At 33.4% G+C, this 21,980-nt stretch carries 21 protein-coding genes; 14 read left to right on the top strand and 7 right to left on the bottom strand.

Annotated elements, in window-relative coordinates; translation table 11 throughout:
• The first annotated feature begins 292 nt into the window (after positions 1-292).
• The 9 genes from ACODSB_RS10545 to ACODSB_RS10505 all read left to right on the top strand — a co-directional run bounded on the left by ACODSB_RS10545 (position 293) and on the right by ACODSB_RS10505 (position 10,014).
• On the top strand, positions 293-2,515 hold the full coding sequence (locus ACODSB_RS10545; RefSeq protein WP_053471017.1) for a RelA/SpoT family protein: 2,223 nt from the start codon (positions 293-295) through the stop codon (positions 2,513-2,515).
• A gap of 233 nt (positions 2,516-2,748) precedes the next feature.
• Complete coding sequence (locus tag ACODSB_RS10540; RefSeq protein WP_488936994.1) at positions 2,749-3,291, top strand: hypothetical protein; 543 nt, start codon at positions 2,749-2,751, stop codon at positions 3,289-3,291.
• 184 nt (positions 3,292-3,475) lie between these two features.
• Positions 3,476-3,940: a Fur family transcriptional regulator gene (locus ACODSB_RS10535; protein WP_053471018.1), complete on the top strand. Its 465-nt coding sequence runs from the start codon at positions 3,476-3,478 to the stop codon at positions 3,938-3,940.
• Between the two features lie 94 nt (positions 3,941-4,034).
• Entirely contained in the window at positions 4,035-5,306 is a 1,272-nt protein-coding gene (locus ACODSB_RS10530; protein WP_056204000.1) for an adenylosuccinate synthase, read from the top strand.
• Between the two features lie 55 nt (positions 5,307-5,361).
• Positions 5,362-5,946, top strand: coding sequence for an NUDIX domain-containing protein (locus tag ACODSB_RS10525; protein WP_053471020.1), 585 nt, complete (start codon positions 5,362-5,364; stop codon positions 5,944-5,946).
• Positions 5,947-6,030: 84 nt separating this feature from the next.
• Entirely contained in the window at positions 6,031-7,476 is a 1,446-nt protein-coding gene (locus tag ACODSB_RS10520) for a S41 family peptidase (RefSeq protein ID WP_488936993.1), read from the top strand.
• Between the two features lies 1 nt (position 7,477).
• Positions 7,478-8,035 carry a hypothetical protein gene (locus ACODSB_RS10515; protein ID WP_256637354.1) on the top strand — a complete coding sequence of 186 codons (558 nt, stop codon included), beginning with the start codon at positions 7,478-7,480 and terminating at the stop codon, positions 8,033-8,035.
• An 83-nt stretch (positions 8,036-8,118) separates the two neighbouring features.
• Positions 8,119-9,015, top strand: a complete 897-nt coding sequence (locus tag ACODSB_RS10510) for a L,D-transpeptidase (RefSeq protein ID WP_488936992.1) — start codon at positions 8,119-8,121, stop codon at positions 9,013-9,015.
• Positions 9,016-9,183: 168 nt separating this feature from the next.
• Positions 9,184-10,014: a hypothetical protein gene (locus ACODSB_RS10505; protein ID WP_180861632.1), complete on the top strand. Its 831-nt coding sequence runs from the start codon at positions 9,184-9,186 to the stop codon at positions 10,012-10,014.
• 54 nt (positions 10,015-10,068) lie between these two features.
• Here the strand turns inward: ACODSB_RS10505 and ACODSB_RS10500 are convergent, their stop codons facing one another.
• The 6 genes from ACODSB_RS10500 to ACODSB_RS10475 form a co-directional block, all read right to left on the bottom strand.
• Positions 10,069-10,464 carry a hypothetical protein gene (locus tag ACODSB_RS10500; RefSeq protein WP_488936991.1) on the bottom strand — a complete coding sequence of 132 codons (396 nt, stop codon included), beginning with the start codon at positions 10,462-10,464 and terminating at the stop codon, positions 10,069-10,071.
• Positions 10,465-10,469: 5 nt separating this feature from the next.
• Positions 10,470-11,942, bottom strand: a complete 1,473-nt coding sequence (gene guaB, locus ACODSB_RS10495; protein WP_053471025.1) for an IMP dehydrogenase — start codon at positions 11,940-11,942, stop codon at positions 10,470-10,472.
• Positions 11,943-12,145: 203 nt separating this feature from the next.
• Positions 12,146-13,540 carry a DUF5723 family protein gene (locus ACODSB_RS10490; RefSeq protein WP_488936990.1) on the bottom strand — a complete coding sequence of 465 codons (1,395 nt, stop codon included), beginning with the start codon at positions 13,538-13,540 and terminating at the stop codon, positions 12,146-12,148.
• Positions 13,537-14,088 (bottom strand): hypothetical protein, encoded by a 552-nt coding sequence (locus ACODSB_RS10485; protein WP_256637349.1) that lies wholly within the window; start codon positions 14,086-14,088, stop codon positions 13,537-13,539. The genes ACODSB_RS10490 and ACODSB_RS10485 overlap by 4 nt, the downstream gene beginning before the upstream one ends.
• A 143-nt stretch (positions 14,089-14,231) precedes the next feature.
• Entirely contained in the window at positions 14,232-14,564 is a 333-nt protein-coding gene (locus ACODSB_RS10480; RefSeq protein WP_488936989.1) for a hypothetical protein, read from the bottom strand.
• Between the two features lie 14 nt (positions 14,565-14,578).
• The gene (locus tag ACODSB_RS10475) at positions 14,579-15,445 is read right to left on the bottom strand and encodes a beta/alpha barrel domain-containing protein (protein ID WP_488936988.1); all 867 of its coding nucleotides are present in this window, start codon (positions 15,443-15,445) and stop codon (positions 14,579-14,581) included.
• Positions 15,446-15,762: 317 nt separating this feature from the next.
• On the opposite strand from ACODSB_RS10475, the gene ACODSB_RS10470 reads away from it, so the two are divergent.
• Positions 15,763-16,377 carry a SatD family protein gene (locus ACODSB_RS10470; protein WP_488936987.1) on the top strand — a complete coding sequence of 205 codons (615 nt, stop codon included), beginning with the start codon at positions 15,763-15,765 and terminating at the stop codon, positions 16,375-16,377.
• Positions 16,374-17,090: a DUF3307 domain-containing protein gene (locus ACODSB_RS10465; RefSeq protein WP_488936986.1), complete on the top strand. Its 717-nt coding sequence runs from the start codon at positions 16,374-16,376 to the stop codon at positions 17,088-17,090. Before ACODSB_RS10470 ends, ACODSB_RS10465 begins: the two co-directional genes overlap by 4 nt.
• Here ACODSB_RS10465 and ACODSB_RS10460 read toward each other — a convergent pair.
• Positions 17,076-18,110: a quinone-dependent dihydroorotate dehydrogenase gene (locus tag ACODSB_RS10460; RefSeq protein WP_488936985.1), complete on the bottom strand. Its 1,035-nt coding sequence runs from the start codon at positions 18,108-18,110 to the stop codon at positions 17,076-17,078. The genes ACODSB_RS10465 and ACODSB_RS10460 overlap by 15 nt on opposite strands.
• Before the next feature lie 304 nt (positions 18,111-18,414).
• On the opposite strand from ACODSB_RS10460, the gene ACODSB_RS10455 reads away from it, so the two are divergent.
• The 3 genes from ACODSB_RS10455 to ACODSB_RS10445 all read left to right on the top strand — a co-directional run bounded on the left by ACODSB_RS10455 (position 18,415) and on the right by ACODSB_RS10445 (position 21,916).
• Entirely contained in the window at positions 18,415-19,635 is a 1,221-nt protein-coding gene (locus ACODSB_RS10455) for an OprO/OprP family phosphate-selective porin (RefSeq protein WP_488936984.1), read from the top strand.
• Between the two features lie 68 nt (positions 19,636-19,703).
• Positions 19,704-20,663 carry a DUF6515 family protein gene (locus ACODSB_RS10450; protein ID WP_180861652.1) on the top strand — a complete coding sequence of 320 codons (960 nt, stop codon included), beginning with the start codon at positions 19,704-19,706 and terminating at the stop codon, positions 20,661-20,663.
• A 110-nt stretch (positions 20,664-20,773) separates the two neighbouring features.
• Entirely contained in the window at positions 20,774-21,916 is a 1,143-nt protein-coding gene (locus tag ACODSB_RS10445) for a formylglycine-generating enzyme family protein (RefSeq protein ID WP_256637343.1), read from the top strand.
• Positions 21,917-21,980: the final 64 nt, after the last annotated feature.

Here is a 21,980-nt window from a genome sequence, read left to right as displayed (position 1 = left end):
AGATTTTAGATTTTAGATTTTAGATTTTAGATTTTAGATTTTAGATTTTAGATTTATAAAAAATCGCTCCGCTCTTTTTTATTGGAATTTGGACTCGAGCGATAGCGAACAGGCGAAGCAATTTAAAAAAATTGGAATTTATTTTTAATCATCTTTTTTCGCTGTCAGGCTGAGCGAAGTCGAAGCCCTTTTTTTATTCAAAAAATCTAAAATCTTAACTCTAAAATCAACAATCCATTCCCTTGCGTATGTTCTAAGTTATTCTTATTTTTAGTACTTGAACTATGCCGTTATGATAGAAATAGATATTGAAAAAGAAAACAAAGCAATTACGCACGAATACAAGGAATTACTGCGAATTAGTTACCAGACTTTAACCCCTGCCGACAAAAAATTAATTCGTAAAGCTTTTGATGTTGCCGTTGATGCTCACAAAGAACAAAGACGCAAATCTGGTGAAGCGTATATCTTTCATCCTATTGCAGTTGCGAAAATTGTTGCCTCAGAAATTGGTCTGGGAGCGACCTCTATTGCCGCGGCTTTATTACACGATGTTGTCGAAGATACTCCCATAACTGTTGAAGATATTGAGCGTTTATTTAACCCAAAAGTAGCGCAGCTTGTTGAAGGTTTAACTAAGATTTCATTAGTTCAAAAAGACTTAAATGCATCCATGCAGGCGGAGAATTTCCGCAAAATGATCCTGACCTTGAACGATGATGTGCGTGTAATTTTGATAAAATTAGCCGATCGTCTTCACAATATGCAGACGATGGATTCGATGGCAGAATACAAACAGACAAAAATTGCGTCTGAAACGCTTTATATCTACGCTCCTCTCGCCCATCGTTTGGGACTTTATAATATCAAAACCAAGTTAGAGGATTTAGGATTAAAATACACAGAACCTGCTGTATACGAAGATATTGTAAGCAAAATTAGAGAAACTAAGGAAGAACAAGATGCTTACATCAAAGATATCTCTGATGTTTTAAAGAAATCTCTTGATGCTGAAAATATAGATTATATTATAAAAGGCCGTCCGAAATCTATTTATTCGATTCGCCGTAAAATGCGCGCGCAAAACGTGAGTTTTGACGAAGTGTACGATAAATTTGCGCTTAGAATCGTTTATAAATCAGATCCGCACGATGAAAAATTCATCGCCTGGAAAATATATTCTATCGTAACCGATCATTACAGACCGAGCCCTAGCCGTTTACGTGACTGGATTTCATCTCCAAAATCTACTGGATATGAAGCACTTCACATTACTGTTATGGGGCCAAAAGGACGCTGGGTTGAAGTTCAGGTTCGAAGCGAACGTATGGATGAAATTGCCGAAAAAGGTTATGCAGCGCATTACAAATATAAAAATGGCGCAAGCGAAGAAAGCGGTTTAGATGTCTGGCTAAATTTACTTCGTGAAGCTTTAGAAAATCCGGAGACAAATGCGGTAGATTTCGTGGAAGATTTCAAAATGAATTTATATTCAAAAGAAATTTTCATTTTTACCCCAAAAGGAGAAATAAAATCATTGCCAAAAGGCGCAACTTCGCTGGATTTTGCTTTCAGCATTCACTCTGAAATTGGAATTAAAACAAGAGGAACTCGCGTAAACGGACGTCTTGTGCCTTTGAACCACGAATTAAAAAGCGGTGATCAGGTTGAAGTTATAACATCTGCAAACCAAAAACCTACGGTAAACTGGTTGGAATATGTAACAACTTCAAGAGCAAAAAATAAGATCAAAAACGTTCTTAACGAGAACACGAAAAAAATTGGCGAGGAAGGAAAAGAATTACTTACCCGAAAACTTAAACATTTAAAAATCACACTTAACGAGCAAGTTACAAACGAGTTAGTTAACTTTTTTAAATTAAAAACCAGTTTAGATTTATTTTATCGCGTTGGAATTGGCGCTATCGAAAATCAGCAGTTAAAAGATTACGCAGCACAAAAAGGAAATACGTTTATCAATTTCTTTAAAAATAAAATTAAAAGAAATAAAGACAATACCGCTGCCGAAGATATTCACAAACCAGTTATCAGCAGTAATTACGACATGCTGGTTTTTGGAACTGAGCATGATAAACTGGATTATAAACTTTCGCAATGCTGTAACCCAATTCCGGGTGACGATGTTTTTGGTTTTGTAACGATAAATGAAGGAATTAAAGTGCATAAAAAAGATTGTCCAAACGCCATTGGAATGCAGTCAAATTATGCATACAGAATCATGAGCGCCAAATGGATCGATTCTTCACAAGAAGAATTTAAAGCCATTATCAACATTACGGGAATGGACGTTTTAGGACTTACCAATCAATTAACGCGTGTAATTTCGAATAATATGAGCGTTAATATTCAGAGTATTTCTTTGAGTACGGATGCCGGAATTTTCCACGGTCAAATTGCTGTAATTGTTCAAAACAATACCATTTTGAAAAAAATGATCAATGCTATTAAGAAAATTGACGGTGTTGATAAAGTTACCAGAGAATATAGAACCTAATTTATATTTAAAAAATATTAGGCATGATTAATAAAAAACCATTTAACACATAGAAACATAGATTTATTATAATCAATTTATAATGTTAAAGGTAAAATAAATGACACATTATTTACACATAGCTATGTTTGTTTATACAAGTGAAACGCCTTTGCAGACAAAGAAAAACTATGCTTCTATGTGTTTAAATAATTTAAACTCAAAGCGTCAAAACAAGAACCAAATCATTGTTTATGAAAAATGAAAACCTAGAAATTCCCGAAGTTATTTTTGATGAAAATGGCGAACTTTTAATTGTCGCTTCTAAATCTTCCTCAAAAGATGATTTCGATTTCTTTCAGGGAAAATCGGTTATTCGTAACAAAAAATTAAAAACAAGATTTGCCAATTGCACGGAGTGGATTGAGTTTCCATCTACCCAGGAAATGTATAAGATTTTAAACGGAATTGGCAATATTGATAATTTTCTTGCCACTTTTGACGGAGAACCTTTTGAAGGAATGACCGTTAGATTATTTAATCCGAAGACAAAATTGTGGAGCATTTACTGGGCCGATTCCAATTCAGGAACATTAGATAAACCCGTTGTAGGCTCTTTTGAAAATAAAATTGGACATTTTTTCTCTAAAGATATTTATGAAGGTAAAAATGTAATTCAGGTATTTAGATGGGATGCCCGTGACGAAAATAATCCGGTGTGGAGTCAGGCTATGTCTGATGATCAGGGAAAAACATGGGAATGGAACTGGTACATGTATATGTCAAAAACGAGCTGAAAATCTGTTATTTTTCTCCTAAATTAAAATAATTATGTTAATTAAGTTCTGTTGAACTTTGTAAAATATAATAGCGCAAAAGCCTGAATTTGGTACATTCCCTGTTATCAAATTCCAGTTTAAACGTTAAACTTTAAACCCGAAACTTTTATTCATTAAAAATAAAAAATTATCTTTGCAGGATATGACACTTATTTCAACTGACAACACTAAGAATCAAGAAATTGTAAAAAATGTTTTTACAATGTATCTTGAACAAAAAGGGCATCGCAAAACTCCTGAGCGTTATGCTATACTTCAGGAAATTTACGATAGCGAGGAGCATTTTGACATAGAAAACCTATACATCAAAATGAAAAACAAAAACTACCGTGTGAGCAGGGCTACGCTTTACAACACGATCGAGTTATTGTTAGACTGCGCTTTGGTTAGAAAACATCAATTTGGACAAAATCAGGCTTACTACGAAAAATCATATTTTGATAAACAGCACGATCATATCATTATGACAGATTCTGGTGAGGTAATCGAATTTTGCGATCCAAGAATTCAAACCATCAAAAAAACTATCGAAGAGATATTTGATATTGAAATCACAAATCACTCGCTTTATTTCTACGGAAACAAAAAACAGAGTTCACAGTCTTAAAAGAAAGGCTTTTTCAAAAAATTAAAAAAAAAGAAAATTAACTACATAATCAGTAGGACAGCTTTTAATTGTCCTAACGCAAATTAAAAACAGAATGACGGTAGATTTATTACTAGGATTACAATGGGGAGATGAAGGTAAAGGAAAGATTGTTGACGTTCTTACCTCAAATTATGATATTATTGCACGTTTTCAAGGAGGACCAAATGCAGGACATACATTAGAATTTGATGGAATTAAGCACGTACTTAGAACTATTCCTTCTGGAATTTTCCATAAAGATTCAATAAATATTATCGGAAATGGTGTTGTAATTGATCCTGTAGTTTTTCAAAAAGAAATTGAAGGTTTAGAAAAATTCAACCTTGACATCAAAAAGAAATTAATCATTTCAAGAAAAGCACATTTAATTTTACCAACGCACCGTTTGCTTGACGCGGCTTCTGAAGCTTCAAAAGGAAAAGCAAAAATTGGTTCTACTCTTAAAGGAATTGGTCCAACTTATATGGACAAAACGGGTAGAAACGGTTTACGTGTAGGTGATATTGAATTAGAAGATTTTAACGAGCGCTACAGAGCATTGGCTGACAAGCATGAAGCTATGATTGCTTTCTATGATGTTGCTATTCAATACAATTTAGCAGAACTTGAAAAAGAGTTTTTTGAAGCTATCGAAGAATTAAAAAAATTAGATTTTATTGACAGTGAAGAATATATCCACCAAGCTCAAAAAGCTGGTAAATCTATTCTTTGTGAAGGGGCTCAGGGTTCATTATTAGATGTTGATTTTGGGACTTATCCTTTTGTAACTTCATCAAATACTACTGCTGCCGGAGCTTGTACTGGTTTAGGAATTGCTCCTAACAAAATCAAAGAAGTTTACGGAATTTTTAAAGCTTACGTTACTCGTGTTGGTAGCGGACCTTTCCCAACTGAACTTTTTGACGAAGTTGGAGCGACAATGGCAAGAGTTGGTAACGAATTTGGATCTGTAACAGGAAGACAAAGACGCTGCGGATGGTTAGACCTTGTGGCTTTAAAATATGCTGTTCAGGTAAATGGCGTTACGCAGTTAATGATGATGAAAGGTGATGTTCTTTCTGGTTTTGAAACTTTAAAAGTTTGTACAGAATACAACTATAAAGGTCAAAACATTGCTCACTTCCCTTATAACATTGAACCAGAAAATGTTACTCCGATTTACAAAGAGTTTAAAGGATGGAAAGCAGATTTAACAGGATTGACAACTTATGATGCATTGCCAATCGAGCTAAAAGAATATATTGAGTTTATTGAGAAAGAAATCGAAGTGCCAATCAAAATTGTATCGGTTGGACCAGACAGAAAGCAAACAATAACAAAATAATACATTTAAACGCTCTGATAATCAGGGCGTTTTTTTTTATGAAACTATTTTCGAAATGAGAAAAAATCCAGAAATTGAAATTACAGAAACCAAATTATTATCTGATAATTGGTATGTATTAAACAAAGTTACTTTTAACTATAAAAAGGAAAACGAAAAAGTAGAATCGCATATTCGTGAAGTGTATGATCGCGGAAATGGTGCCGGAATATTATTATACAATAGTTCTAAAAAAACGGTTATTCTAACCAGACAATTTCGTTTACCAACTTTTCTTAACGGAAATAAAACCGGAATGATGATCGAGGTTTGCGCCGGACTTTTAGATAAAGATAATGCCGAACAAGCTATAATTCGAGAAACGGAAGAAGAAACAGGTTATCGCTTAAAAAAAGTTCAAAAAGTTATTGAAACCTACATGTCTCCAGGTTCTGTAACAGAGATTCTATATTTATTTGTGGGAGAATATGATGAAAACATGAAAGTAAGCTCTGGCGGCGGACTTGACGCTGAACAGGAAAATATTGAAGTTCTGGAATATACTTTTGATGAAGCTTACGCCATGATTGAATCTGGAGAGATTACAGATGCCAAAACTATTTTATTGCTGCAGCACGCGAAGATTAAAAATTTAATTTAGATTTTTTGAGTATTTTTAAATTCTAAAAATACTCAAATGTCCAAATTCAAGATATTATTTTTTCTGTTTTTACCTTTTCTTATAATGGCACAAAATGAGAAACTGCCAGCCGAAAAACTAAAACAAGATCTTACTATTTTTAAAGAAATAAGAGAAAAAGCCAATTCTGGATTATACAAATACCGCACAAAACAGCAAATTGACAGTATTTATTCCTGGGCATTTTCACAAATAGAAAAACCTGCAACACTGCTCGAATTTTACAAAATCATTTTAAAAATTACTGATTTTGAAGGCAGCGTACACAATGATACTACTCTTCCTGATGAATTTCAGAATAAATTTTCATCAGGAAATGTATTTTTTCCATATCCTGTAAAACTCATTGAAGGAAAGTTAGTAATCAATTTTCAAAACTCAGAAATTCCGTTAGGCTCAGAAATTCATAGTGTAAACAAAATTAAAGTCAATAAACTAATAAAAGACTTTTATAAATATTACACTACTGACGGCTACAATATTTCAGGAAAATATATTGGATTAACAAGTTCGTTTGGAAAGTATTTTGAAATGGAATACGGATCTCAAAAGAGCTTTTTGGTAGAATATTCCCTTCTTAATAGTTCTAAGAAACTGACTAAAATAGTTCCTGCCGTATCTAATGATATCCGAAAAGAAAATTTCAAAAATCGGTTTTCACTTCCTATCGATAGTCTTCAGTTTAATAAAGCAAAAAACAAATATTCGTTTACGATTATTTCTAAAAATACGGCCTTACTCTCTGTTCATACTTTTTCAATTGGTAAAAATGCTAAAGCAAAAGAACATTTAGCTTATAAAAAATATCTGGACAGCTGTTTTCAATATTTAAGCAAAAACAACCAGATAAATAACCTAATTGTAGACATAAGAAACAATGGTGGCGGCAGCGATCCAAATGATATTTTGACTTTTTCTTATCTTACACAAAAACCATATCGCGAAAATACTTCTGCATATGTTAGTTTTCAGGAAATTCCGTTTGCAGATTATTTTGTTTACGATGAAACCGAACCTCAAAAAAAGCTGGAAGAAAAAAATGATTTTGAAACTGATTTAAAAGAAGAGTTTCCGAAGTTAGAAAACGGAAAATACAATCAGGACGAAAAATTCAATCAATTATTACAACCTGATACAAACAATTTTAAAGGACAAATCTATTTATTGATAAGTCCAAGAATTGCTTCTGCAGGGTCGTTATTCGCTTCTTTAGTGACAGGAAATACAAATGCAATTATTATTGGTGAAGAAACTATGGGCGGTTATTTCGGACATAACGGCCACACTCCTGTTGAATATGAATTACCAAACACAAAAATTAAAACAAAATTTTCGATTGTAAATTTAGATCAGGATGTTCCTAAAAAGGTCAATCAGATATTTGGCAGAGGCGTTATTCCTGATTATGAAGTCAAACAAACTTTAGAAGATTTTTTACAAAATAAGGATACGCAGTTTGAATCTACTTTGAAATTAATTGAATCGAAATAATATGAATATCTGGAAAGAATTTGCAAACCAAACTAATGGAATTTTTAAAGAAGGTTATTCCTGGCATTCAGATTCCGTTGAAATTGAATATGAAAACTGGAAAATTGTTTTTGATAATTATACCCTTTGGTCTGGAAAATACAGCACCGAAATGACTAGAGTAATTGTTCCGATTACTTTACAGGATAATTTTAGATTCGAAATTTATAAAGAAGGGTTTATTCGTAAAATTGAAAAATTCTTTGGGGCGCAAGACATAGAAATTGGTTATGCTGATTTTGATAAAGCCTTTACAATTAAAAGTAATAATGAATTTAAGATAAAAACATTATTAAAAAATAGTGATATAAGAAATAGTATCAGTAATCAGAAAGATGTAAACATTCAAATCTCAGATCAAAAAGGGATTTGGGAAGAGAAGCTTCCAAAAGACAAATTTGAATTATCTTATTTTAGTGATGGCGAAATTCTAGATTTAAATATCTTAAATGATTTGTTAGAACTTTTTAAACTTATCTTAAACGAAATGTTTGAAATAAATGTTATAGCTGTAAAATGAAAATCCAACAAAGAATTTAAAGAATTGTGTAAGACATATTGGCGGGTATAGTTATAATTTTATTTCTATAAAAATACGACCCTATGAAAAAGTTATATTATACAGCAAACGTACTACTTATATTAATGTTAGCCTTAGTGATTTCTTGTAAAAAAAGTGACACTGTAAAGCTGACAGATAATACAACTGATAAAAAACCTAAAAAAACAATTGAATATAAGAAACCAGAATCAGCAGTTTCTTATCAATTTAGCAATACTAAAGAATGGCTGAAAACAAATGAAGCTGACAGCAGTAAACTGGATATTGTTTATGCAGTAAACAGAACTGATAAAGCGAATTTAAAAAAGTTAGATTCAGTAGTTATTCCTGCAGATTTTAGTGGAGATTTAGTTTATTATTTACCGTTTCCACTGCATGTTGGGGCTTTAGAAGAAGTTTCGAAAATCATTATTTTCTCCTATGCTACCCAGACTTTTGCTGCTTACGAAAACGGCGAGCTGGTTTATACAGGCCCAACAAATATGGGAAGAAAAAAAGATCCAACACCAACCGGGTTATTTTTCACCAATTGGAAAGCAGAAAAAACAACGAGTACTTTTAATGACGAATGGGATTTAAAATGGAATTTTAATATCGAAAACAAACTTGGAGTTGGTTTTCACGAATATGAATTACCAGGTTATCCGGCATCACATTCCTGTTTGAGATTACTGGAAAAAGATGCTAAATATCTTTACAAATTTGCCGATGAATGGATTTTGAAAGACAAAGAAAATGTAAAAGTAAAAGGAACTCCGGTTGTAGTTTTTGGAAGTTATAATTTTGACGGCCCAAAACCATGGCTGCAATTGGCATCAGATCCAAAAGCTTTAAATATATCTGAATCTGAAATTGAGAAAGAGGTAAAACCTTTTATTCAGAAGATTTTAGACAATCAAAAATTAAGAGAAGCGGAACAACAAACTACTGCTCTTTAATAAAATATTTTTTTCCTAAAAAAAAACAGCTTATAATTATCTATAAGCTGCTTTTTTGTTTTTAAACCAAAGGTAAAATTTTAGATAAAATAAAATTTTCATTGATAATAATTTGTCTATTTTCGTTTTATAAAATACCTAAAACAATTATCTCCCTAATTTTCACACATGAAAAAATCTTTTTTACTATTTTTTATTTTTACAACTTTTCAAAATTACTGCCAGTCAAATCAAATTTTAGACTTCAAACCGGGTTACTCACCTGAAACCATTTACAATCAAACAGTCACTAATTCTTCAGATTATGAAATGACATATTCAGGATCCGAAAAATTACTGGAAATACTAAAGAAAAACGGAACGGAAAATCCTGTCAAAATAAAGAGTTCATTTAATGTAGAAACTGTTTCTAAAACTGGTAAAATTGATAAAAACGGAAGCTTTCCTATTACCATAGAATATTTAAAAACTTCTGATAAAGATGGAAAAAGTGTAATTCCAAGCGGAACCCTTTTGTATGGTAATGCTACGCTTTCGAGCATGCCAAAATTGGATTCGATCGTAGGGAAAGGAATGGAGGAAAACTTTAAAAATAGTATTTTTAAGATGGTTCAAAGTACTTTTAATCAACTAGCTCTGCCGGAGAAAAAATTAAAAACAGGTGAGTCTTTTTCTCAGGAAAGCCCGCTTACACTTCCTATTGGCGGCATTAATATCGAAATGGTAATCACAACTACTTATAGTTTAAAAAATATTACTCCTAAATCTGCTTTTTTTGATATTGTCCAGACATATACAATGAAACTTGCTGATACTCGCTTTGAGTCGAGTGGTTCAGGAAATGGAACAGGAAAATTAGTTTATGATATACCTAATCATTTTGTAAGTGAAAATACTTTAAACATGGAATTAAATTTTAACTTAAAGCATACCGACTTTAATATAGATTTAAAATCAAAAAGTGATTATAGTCAACTTGCTAAAATCTCCAAAAAATAAACTAAAAAAGGCGTAAGATTAAATCTTACGCCTTTTTAAATTTATATAAAAACCCTAACTAATTAAAAGAATTTCAATATTCTCTAATGGAATTGGATTTCTTTTCGCTACTCCTAAAATATCCAACAAATTAAATATACTAAATGGATTAGCTCCTATCATTGAATGATAAACTGTCAAATCTTCATAATTATGAACGGAAATTTTGAATTTTGACTTATTTGTAATCTGAAAAGTAAAGAACTTTACAGCCCTTTTACCATTTTTATAATCTCTGATTTTAAAGCTTTTTTCTCTTAAAAGAATTGAATCATTTGTCTTTAAATCAAGAATTTCAACAAAAAAATCTGGATTTGCCCTAATATCAAAACCTCCTACTACAAAAATTTCATAAAATCCATAATACAAATCAACTTCAAGAACATCTTTTAATTTGAACTGTAGATTCATATTGATTATCTAGAATAATTTGGAGCTTCTTTTGTAATAGTTACGTTATGTGGGTGACTTTCAGTGATTCCGCTTGACGTGATTCTAACAAAACGTCCAGATTCCTGTAAAGTTGGAATATCTTTTGAACCACAGTATCCCATTCCGGCACGAAGACCTCCAATAAATTGAAGCATACTTTCGTTTAATTCACCTTTGTAAGGAACACGACCAACAATTCCTTCTGGAACTAATTTTTTAACGTCGTCTTCAACATCTTGGAAATAACGATCTTTTGAACCTGTTTGCATTGCTTCAACAGAACCCATTCCGCGGTATGATTTGAATTTTCTACCTTCAAAAATAATAGTTTCACCCGGAGATTCTTTTGTTCCTGCTAATAATGAACCTAACATTACACAGTCAGCACCTGCAGCGATTGCTTTAGGAATATCTCCTGTATAACGAATTCCACCATCAGCAATTACCGGAACTCCAGTTCCTTTAATAGCCGCAGCAACTTCTAAAACTGCTGAAAACTGAGGAAATCCAACACCTGCAACGATACGTGTAGTACAGATAGAACCAGGACCGATTCCTACTTTTACACCATCAGCACCATTTTCTACTAAATATTTAGCAGCTTCCGGCGTTGCAATGTTTCCAACCACTACATCTATTTGAGGAAATTTTGATTTTACTTCTTTCAATACATTTACCACACCTTCAGTATGTCCGTGTGCAGTATCGATAATAATAGCGTCTACTCCGGCAGCAACTAAAGCTTCAGCTCTTAAAACTGCATCCCCGGTAACGCCAATTGCAGCAGCAACTCTCAAACGACCAAAAGTGTCTTTGTTAGCGATTGGTTTTTGAGTCAGTTTTGTAATATCTCTAAACGTAATTAAACCAACTAATTCATTTTTAGCATTTACAACTGGTAATTTTTCGATTTTATGGCCTTGTAAAACTACTTCGGCTTGTTCTAGTGAAGTTCCTTCGGCAACCGTAACTAAGTTTGTACTTGTCATTACCTCAGCAATTGGTCTTGCTCCGTTTTTTTCGAAACGTAAATCACGGTTGGTAACAATTCCTTTAAGGATTCTGTTTTCGTCAACGATTGGAATACCGCCAATTCCGAATTCTCTCATGGCATTTTTAGCGTCTGCAATAGTTGAATTCATTGGTAATGTTACCGGATCGATAATCATTCCTGCTTCAGCGCGCTTTACTTTTCTAACCTTTGCAGCTTGCTGCTCGATTGTCATGTTTTTATGTAAAACTCCAATTCCGCCTTCTTGCGCCATAGCGATTGCCATTGCACTTTCGGTCACTGTATCCATAGCAGCAGATACGATTGGAACGTTTAATGTTATGTTTCTTGAAAATTTTGATTTGATACTCACTTCGCGGGGAAGCACATTCGAGTAGTTAGGTACTAATAATACATCGTCGTAAGTTAAACCTTCGCCGATAATCTTGGAGTTGTGTGCTATCATGGTGCAATTTCTAGTTGAATTGCGTGCAAATATAGTGAATAAATTGCTAACTTAAATACTAACTTATTCATAAATTTATATTTACAGGAAACATCTTACGATTTAAATTCCAAATTTTTAAATTCCAAATTCCAATTAAAAACAGCGAAATAAAGGTTTCACATTCTAAGAAATTGGAATTTGGAATTTAAATAATTGGAATTTTATTTTTTATCTTGAAAAATGAAGTTGAAACCAAATTGAAACGCAAGACTATGGGCTTTTGTCACATCTTTATACTCTAAAACATTATCGAATAAAGCATAAATATTAAATTTTCCGAGAGTTCCGGAAAGTCCTAAACCAATGTTTTTATTCGAATACGGATCGACTGTATAAGTAACTTTCGCATCAAGTTTTTCAAAAATACTGCGTTGATAAAAAGCCGTCAAAGCTGCATACGGTGTTTCGGGCATTGTCATTAAAAACAATTGTGCACCTACTGCGTTTAAATATCTTCTTCCATTTTGAACTTTACAATTACACTCTCCGTCGTATCTTGATTCGCCAAATGAATATTGAATAGAAGAATTAAATTTTACCGGACGCCAGGTTGTGTATTTAGCATAAGATGTATCACGCGGAATTGCGGCATCAAATTCATCAAAAATATTTTCCGGTTCATTTACAGCATCAAAATTTGGATTTACTCCGTCGTATTTGTAAGTTCCTTTATACCTTAATGTCTCAATATCTTTAGTATGTTTTATAAAACCAACATCGAGAATACTGGCTGTAAGCTGTAGATTTTCCTTAATATTATAAGTGACACCGGCATCAAACCCCAAACCTAAACTTCCGTTGAGAAAAGTATTGTGTGCAATATCACTGGGAATACTTCCTTCATATTCATCTTTTGTAAATTTTCCTATGCCTGAAGTTTTAAGTTCTAAATTTGATTCGATTATTTGAGTATACAAATTTGTTCCTGTTCCTTGTCCAGTATAAATGTATCCTGAGTTTTTAGTTGAAGTTGCATTGGCACCGCTTGAATAAATTTTAGCACGTCCGCCTAAAACCAGTTTTTTATTTATTTTTTTATGAAATCCAACATGCAGGACAGAAAGTACTTCGGCACGCAGATTTAAATCGGCTAAATTGAATGATTTCCCAATATGATTCTGATTTCCGTCAACTCCCAAAATGGCAAGATCTTTTGGAAAATACATTAAAAAATCAAATTCCTGATAAGCACCAAATGAAATATACGATTGACTGTCCTCGCCTCCTACTCTAAATCCGCCGGAAAAAATTTCTAACTGCTGGTTTACCTGCGTCTTGTCATTTGGGGATGATTTATTGATAATATTTCGGACTTTGTCATTAAAATCTACACCATTATCAGCAAATAAATCATAGGCAGAAAAACTGCTCGAACCAATATTGGCCGAAACTCCGGACAGAAGCGGCACGCCAAAATAGTATTTATAGGAAACATCGGCACCTGGATTTACAAGCAAAGACTGCGGAATCGAAGTGAAATTGTACAACACTTGTTTATTTTGAGAATAACAAAAAAGCTGCAGCAGAGGCATCAAAATTAAAAGTGCTTTTCTCATTTTATCTTCATATAAACGGTTGCACCTGATTTGAATTTTAAATTACCTGTAATATCTCCCGATCCAGATCCTGTTACGGTTGTTACTATAAAACCAATTTTCATGGTCTTTTTTAATAAATTCAACCGTTCTCCTTCAAAAACTTCTGTTGGATATTTTATGATATTGGAACCTCCAGTGTAGGTTGGAACAGCTAAATCAATAGTTTCTAATACTTGATTATTGGCATCTATAAACTGCAATTCAATTTCAAAAGCTCTGTTTATCGTATTTTCGATTTCGAAATTAAGTTCGGCTTTTGCTAAATTATCTGTTAAAAATTTCTTTTTAAAAATATCAAAATCTTCAACATCTGGAGGTATTTGCTGTCCCTGTCCATTATCTTCAATTTGGTCAGCAGAGACATCAAAGTAAGCGAGATTTGCTACAAAAACAGGTTCAAGCACAAAATCATCGATTTGGTCAAAGTCTAAATCACTTGAACAAGAAAGCAATAAAACTGCAGAAAAGAGTGTTATAGAGATTCTATATAAAAGATTTCGTTTCATTTTTTAATTTTAATTAAAGATAAATAAAAACGTCTTTTCTTGTCAGATATTACTTATTTTACATTATTTTTTTAATGAAATTTTCCAAATAATTTAGATGCTTCATTATAAGCACTTTCAAAACTTAGAGAATTAAGTGCTGATTATAATTTAATATTATTTTTTATTACTATACTTGAATTTAATACGACTTCCAGATTACCAATTTTTAATAAATCTTCAATTGTTTTTTCAATACAACTTCTAGTTAATTCCTTTACAAATAAATCTGGTGGAATTACATACAAACCTTCGAGATTATTTCCGTTCGTTTTATCATATTCTACTGCTGTTTTCAGAAATTGATAAGTCCAAACATTCATTCCATATTTCCTGCCATCAGCTAACTCAACATTTATATTGCAAAAATCATTATTGATCTGCCAATTATCTGGATTTACTTCTTCAAACTCTAACCAAAGTTTAAAATCACTCATAATTTTATTATTTTTTAATGAAATTTTCCAAACAATTTAGAAGCTTCATTATAAGCACTTTCAAAACTTAAAGAATTAAGTCCTGTTATTTTTTTATTGGCCGTAAAATACGAAATCAATTTTTCTGTCGGCATGTTTCCGGTCAATTTATCGGTAGCCATTGGGCAGCCTCCAAATCCCTGAATCGCACCGTCAAAACGTATGCATCCGGCTTTTGATGCCGCATCGATTTTTTCAAACCAGCTGTCTGGCGTAGTGTGCAGATGCGCTCCAAATTCGATTTCAGGATATTTCGGAATTAAATTCGAAAATAAATATGTAATAACATCTGGCGTAGAACTTCCTACTGTATCAGAAAGCGATAAAATTTTAACGCCCATTCCGGCCAGTTTTTCGGTCCATTCGGCCACAATTTCAACATTCCACGGATCTCCGTATGGATTTCCAAATCCCATTGAAAGATAGGTTACAACTTCTTTATTTTTTTTATCGGCGATTTCTAGAATTTCTTCTAAAGTAATTAAAGATTCGGCGATTGTTTTATGCGTATTACGCATCTGAAAATTTTCAGATATCGAGAAAGGAAATCCTAAATATTGAATGGCTTCATGTTCTGCAGCCTGAGCTGCGCCTTGTGTATTCGCAATTATCGAAAGTAGTTTACTGGTTGTCTGCGACAAATCTAATTGTGACAAAACTTCGGCAGTATCCTGCATTTGCGGAATTGCTTTTGGAGAAACAAAACTTCCAAAATCGATGGTATCAAACCCCACACGAAGCAACGCTTGTATATAAGTTACTTTATTTTTTGTTGGAATAAAGGTTTTGATACCCTGCATGGCATCTCGTGGACATTCGATAATCTTGATCTCTTTATTCAAAGCTTATTCTTTTGTAAAAGCTAAGTTAGGTTCTTTTTTAAAGAAATAAAAATTAACTGTTTGCGAATTATTTATTTTAACCTTATCAGGCTTTTTTTTAAAACCATATAAGTTATATAAGGTCATTTAAATTTTAATTCTGGATAGTTTCTTGTAAGTTAAATATAAGTGTAACTGTGTTTATTACGTTATATCGTAATAGATGTTTTTATTACACAAAAACGTAATATTTTAAAATATTACCAAAAAATGTAATAATTAAATTTATTACTTATATTTGTAATAGAATTTTTATTATTTTTTAATTATATTTGATTATGACTAGTGTAATTACAGGTGACATAATTGGTTCAAGACAACAAGAATCGCAGCATTGGGTCGAAGATTTAAAAAAAATCCTGGCTCCGCTTGGTAAAACGCCAAGTGAATGGGAAATCTATCGTGGTGACGAATTTCAAATTGAAGTTAAAAATCCGGAAGATGCTTTGTTGACTGCCATTTTAATTAAAGCACATTTACGAACCATAAAATCAGATGCGCGAATGAGCATTGGTTTTGGAAATAAAACGCATAGTGCCGAAAAAATTTCTGAAAGTAACGGAACGGCTTTTATCAATTCGGGAGAACTTTTTGAGACTTTAAAAAAGCAAAAAGTGACTTTAGCATTGCGAACAGACGATGTTGATTTTGATGAAAAACTGAATTTAATGATTCAGCTGGCTTTGACTTTTATGGATAACTGGCTGGTGCAATCGGCAGAATTTGTTGCAAAAGCAATAGAAAACCCAAGCCTTTCGCAGGAAGAATTGGGACAAAAATTAGGCATTAATCAAGCTGCTGTAAGCAGAAGACAAAAGCGCGCTCAGTTTGATTTAGTTATGAATTTAGATCGTTATTTTAGAACACAAATAAAACAACTTACAGCCCCATGATTTTATTTATAAAACTGTTTCTGGCACATTTATTAGGCGATTTTATCTGGCAGCCTAATTCCTGGGTTATCGATAAAGAGAGTAAAAAACACAAAAGTATTTACTTATATATTCATGTTTTATTACATGGAGTTTTAGCCGCGATTTTGGCTTGGGAAATTAGTTTTATTCCGTATGCGGTTTTAATTGCGGTTACGCACGGTATTATCGATTTAATCAAACTAAATTTTCAGAAAGATAAAACAAAACGTACCTGGTTTATTGCAGATCAAATTGCACATGTTTTGGTTTTAATAGGTGTTGTACTTTTATATCAACACAAAGACATTATTTATTTTTGGCAGGATAACGCATTCTGGATTTTAATTACAGGAATTTTACTGTTGACCAAACCCACTTCTATTTTAATCAAAACCATTATTTCGATCTGGGCACCCGAAAACGAAAACAGCCATCAGGATAACTCGCTGATAGCTGCCGGAAATTACATTGGTATTTTAGAACGCTTGTTTGTGTTCGGATTTATCTTAACCGGACATTTTGAAGCAATTGGATTTTTATTGGCTGCAAAATCTATTTTTAGGTTTGGAGATTTAAAAGAAGCCAAAGACCGAAAACTAACTGAATATGTTTTAATTGGTACATTAATTAGTTTCGGAATCGCCATTCTTGCCGGAATACTGGTTCAGGCGCTTCTTTTACAACTGCCCTAAAACTTTTTTGTTAATTGCTTTTATTAACGCTGGCCCTTCATAAATAAAACCAGTGTATAACTGCACTAAGCTTGCTCCTGCATTTAGTTTTTCGATGGCATCATCTGCAGAGTGAATTCCTCCTACTCCAATAATTGGAAACGCTTTATTGCTTTTTTCCGAAAGAAAACGAATTACTTCTGTAGAACGTTTTGTTAATGGTTTTCCAGATAAACCTCCCATTTCTGATTGGTTTTCAGACTGAAGTCCGTCTCTTGAAATAGTTGTATTTGTTGCAATTACACCCGCAATCTGCGTAGTTTTTACAATATCAATAATATCTAATAACTGCTCATCTGTAAGGTCTGGAGCAATTTTTAATAAAATTGGTTTTACTTTTTGAGTGTTTGTTTTTTGTTTTTCGACATTTCTGTTTTGCAGCGTCTGTAATAAAGCGGTTAAAGGCTCTTTATCCTGAAGCGCTCTTAAATTTGGTGTATTTGGCGAACTTACGTTTACTACAAAATAATCTACGTGATCAAAAAGTGCATCAAAACAAATGATATAATCGTCAACCGCATTTTCGTTTGGTGTCACTTTATTTTTTCCGATGTTTCCGCCAATTAAAACGCCCGAATTCTTTTTCAAACGCTCTACAGCTTCCAGAACTCCGCCATTATTAAACCCCATTCGGTTAATAATCGCCTGATCTTCTTTTAAACGAAACAAACGTTTTTTAGGATTTCCTTCCTGACCAACCGGAGTTACGGTTCCAATTTCGATAAAGCCAAAACCAAAATCAGAAAGTTCTTTGTACAACTTAGCATCTTTATCAAATCCCGCCGCAAGTCCAACCGGATTTTTGAATTTAATTCCAAAAACTTCTCTTTCTAATCGAGAATCTTTTACTTCATAAATTGATCTTATAATTGCCGAAACTCCAGGGATTTTTGAAATGAATTTTACAAATGAAAAAGTAAAGTAATGCACTTCTTCCGGATCAAACCAAAAAAGTATTGGGCGAATTATCAATTTATACATAAGAGTTGTGTTGTTGTTATTTTGGCTGCAAATTTAAATATTATAGTTTAAAAAGGTACTGTTTTATAAAAAACAAATTAATAAGAGGTTGCAAGTTATAAAATGAAACAAGTTCAAGAGTTTCAATAACTGTCTATGGATTATTTATTACCTAATTTTGAGATAGTTAAAAAAAATATTTACTTAAGTTAAATATTGTCACCCTGAGCGAAGTCGAAGGGACGCAAAGGGCTTCGACTTCGCTCAGCCTTACAAAACAGGATGTAATAAAGTGATATACAAATTATACCTATCAGTTTCGCCTATGCATCACAAAAACAAAACAATTCGCATTTTAAAAATTTACTTTTTACTATTATTCTTATTTCTTGCCTTTAAATCAAAAGCGCAACAAGAAAAAGACACCACAAAACTGCTTAACTTTCGGTACGGCGATAAAGGAATTGAACTTCGTACGAATGACAATAAATTTCTTTTTCAATTGCAAAGCCGGCTTCAGTTTCGGTTTTCTACACCAAATGATACTGATCCTTTAACTTATGATGATTACAGTCAGGATAAAAAAACTACTTTCAAAATTAACCGTGCCAGATTAAAAGTCGGCGGTCATGCTTTTGAACCTTGGTTAAATTATTATTGGGAATATGAACTCAGCCAGTCTAATTTACTAGATTTTAGAATTATGGTGGAGAAATGGAAATGGTTAAGTTTTAAAGCCGGACAATGGAAAGTTGAATTTACAAGAGAGCGTTTCATAAGCAGCGGTGAGCAGCAAACCGTTGATCGTTCTTTAATTAACCGCCCTTTTACTGTAGACAGGCAAATGGGAGTTGAAGTTTACGGACATTTAAAAGGAAAAGGTATTGCTGATTTTAATTATTGGGCCGCAGCACTTACCGGAACTGGTCGGGGAAACACCTCTAACGATGATAATAATTTAATGTATTTCGGGCGGGCACAATGGAATTTTTTAGGCAGATTTCTTGATTTTGAAGGAAGTGATCTGGAATTTCATGAAAAATTAACTCCAATTGTTGCTTTTTCAGCTTTAACAAACCGAAGTCCTTACACCCGATTTTCACAATCTGGCGGAGGATATTTAGAAGGATATGAAGATAGTGCGCCGGGACAATACAGGGTAAATCAGTGGAATTTTGAAACCGCATTTATGTATCGGGGTTTTTCCTGGCAAAGCGAAATGCATACTAAAAAAATTATCGATAAATTGAATAATAATGACGAAACCACATTAAAAGGCTACTATGTTCAGGCCGGATATTTTTTTCATAATGCTTTTGAATGGTGGCCTAAACATTTAGAAATGGCCGGACGCCACGCCGCATACAGACCTGATAATACTATTAGGCAAAACCGACAAGATGAAACTACTATTGCTTTTAACTGGTTTTTTAAAGGACATAAAAACAAATTGACTTCAGAAGTAACTTATTTCAGTTTTCAGGACAAAACACTTCCACTTGAAGCAGGATGGAGATTTAGAATACAATGGGATATTTCATTGTAAAATTCTTACTTCTTTTTTTAATACAAATTCATTTTTTTAATAACTTTATCTGAACTAAAACACTGAAAATGAAAAATATAAATAAAACAATAAGAAAAGCAGTAACAATATGTTTAGCTGGATCGTTTTTTTTGATTTCTATTGACAGCATAGCGCAGCGTCGTGTGGGCGGTGGCGGTGGCGGCGTTCACAGACCTAGTGGAGGAACTCAAAGACCTGCTGTAAACAGACCAGCCAATCAGTCACGACCTACAGTAAACAGGCCTGCAACAACAAGACCTGGCTCTAATGGTTCAGGAACCAAAGTTACCAGACCTGCTAATACTTCAAACACAAATATTAACAGAAATAATTCTGTCAACAGAAATTCTGGTAATCGAAATTCTGGCAACATAAACAATTCAGGTAATAGAAATACGAATATAAGCGGCAATACCCGAAACGTTGACAGAAGCAGAGACATTACCATAAATAATAACAGAAATACTGTTGTTAGACGAAATACTGTTGTGTATGCCCGTCCTCCATATGTTTATGGCGGTTACAGATATCATGCTTATAACCCGTATTACTTTCATCCATACAGACCATTTTATTATGGTCCGGTTTGGCACCCGTGGGGATTTTTTGTTGCCACTTTAGCCGTAACAGCAATAGTTGTAAGTGTCGAAAGCACGCAGTATCATTACGATCAGGGAGTTTGGTACGCGCCTTCCAATGGAGGTTATACTGCGGTTCCTGCGCCAGTTGGAGGAACAGTAAACAATATTCCGAGTGGAGCGCAGACTGTTAATACAGGAACGGTCAACAATTATTATTACGGAGGAACTTATTATGAAAAGGACGGCAATACCTATAAAGTTGTGCCTCCAACAGCAGGAACGGTTGTTGACAATTTACCCGAAGGCGGTAAAGAAGTTACCATTGGCGATGTAAAATATGTGAAGTTTGGCGAAACCTACTATCAACCTGTAAAAGTTGATGGAAAAGACAAATACGAAGTGGTTTTGGTGGAAGAAGATAAATAACAAAATACAATTATTTTATTAATTCTATCAAACTAATATAACTTTAAAAGTTATTTTCATACTTTTGATTCAACTTATTGACAACCAATACAGCTCAAAAAACCATTACAATGAAAAATAAAACTTTTTGGATTTTCGCTATACTAACAATCTCCATAATTTCAATTACTTACGGTGTAACCAAATTAATTACGCCTAAACCAAAAGTAACCGAAGCGGCTTTAGATTGTCATGAAATTCCAAATACATCAGAACCATCGGCATTTAAACCTACAATTGAAAATAAAAATAAACCAGCAGGAAAAGCTCCTGAAGGAATGGTTTGGATTCCCGGCGGCGAATTCTCCATGGGAAGCAATGTTGCAGATGAAAGTTTATGCAGTTTATCTGGCGTAACAAAAGATGCTGCTCCTATTCATCGTGTTTATGTTGACGGTTATTATATGGATAAAACCGAAGTAACAAACGAAGAATATGAAAAGTTTGTAAAAGCTACGGGATACATTACCGTTGCAGAACAAAAACCAACTAAAGAAGAATTTCCAACCGCTGCCGAAGAAGATTTAATTACAGGTTCTGTAATATTTACTCCTACTCCATCAGCCGTAAATTTGAATAATTTTCTGCAATGGTGGTCTTACGTTGGCGGAACAGATTGGAAACATCCGCTTGGACCTCAAAGTTCTATAAAAGGAAAAGAAAAGTATCCTGTTGTTCATATTACTTATGAAGATGCTGCAGCTTATGCAAAATGGGCAGGAAAAAGACTTCCAACAGAAGCTGAATGGGAATTTGCAGCCAGAGGCGGAAAAACGGGAGAAATATACGCTTGGGGAAATACGTTGAAACCAAACGGAAAATTTCAGGCAAATATTTATCAGGGACATTTCCCAATTAAAGATGGTGATACGGGAGAAGATGGTTTTAAAGGAATTGCTCCTGTCGCACAATTTGCACCAAATGCTTACGGATTGTATGATGTTGCAGGAAATGTATGGGAATGGACAAACGATTGGTACAGCGTTGATTATTATAAAACATTAAGCGAAAGCGGAAAAACTGCCAAAAATCCGCAAGGGCCAGATGCTTACAATGATCCTAACGATCCAACACAAATAAAAAGAGTGCACCGCGGCGGATCTTTTTTATGTACAGATCAATATTGTACAAGATATATGGTGGGAACCAGAGGAAAAGGCGAAATTAGATCTGCTGCCAATCATCTTGGTTTTAGATGTGTAAAAAGTATTTAAACGAAAAACATTTATTTCAAAAAATATATTCAACTTAATAAATCAGGTGTCCTTACAGGACACA

It is taken from the genome of Flavobacterium sp. FG68, assembly GCF_057808895.1.
The sequence above is the reverse complement of the archived record's forward strand: the minus strand, read 5'-3'. Positions and strand labels throughout refer to the sequence as shown.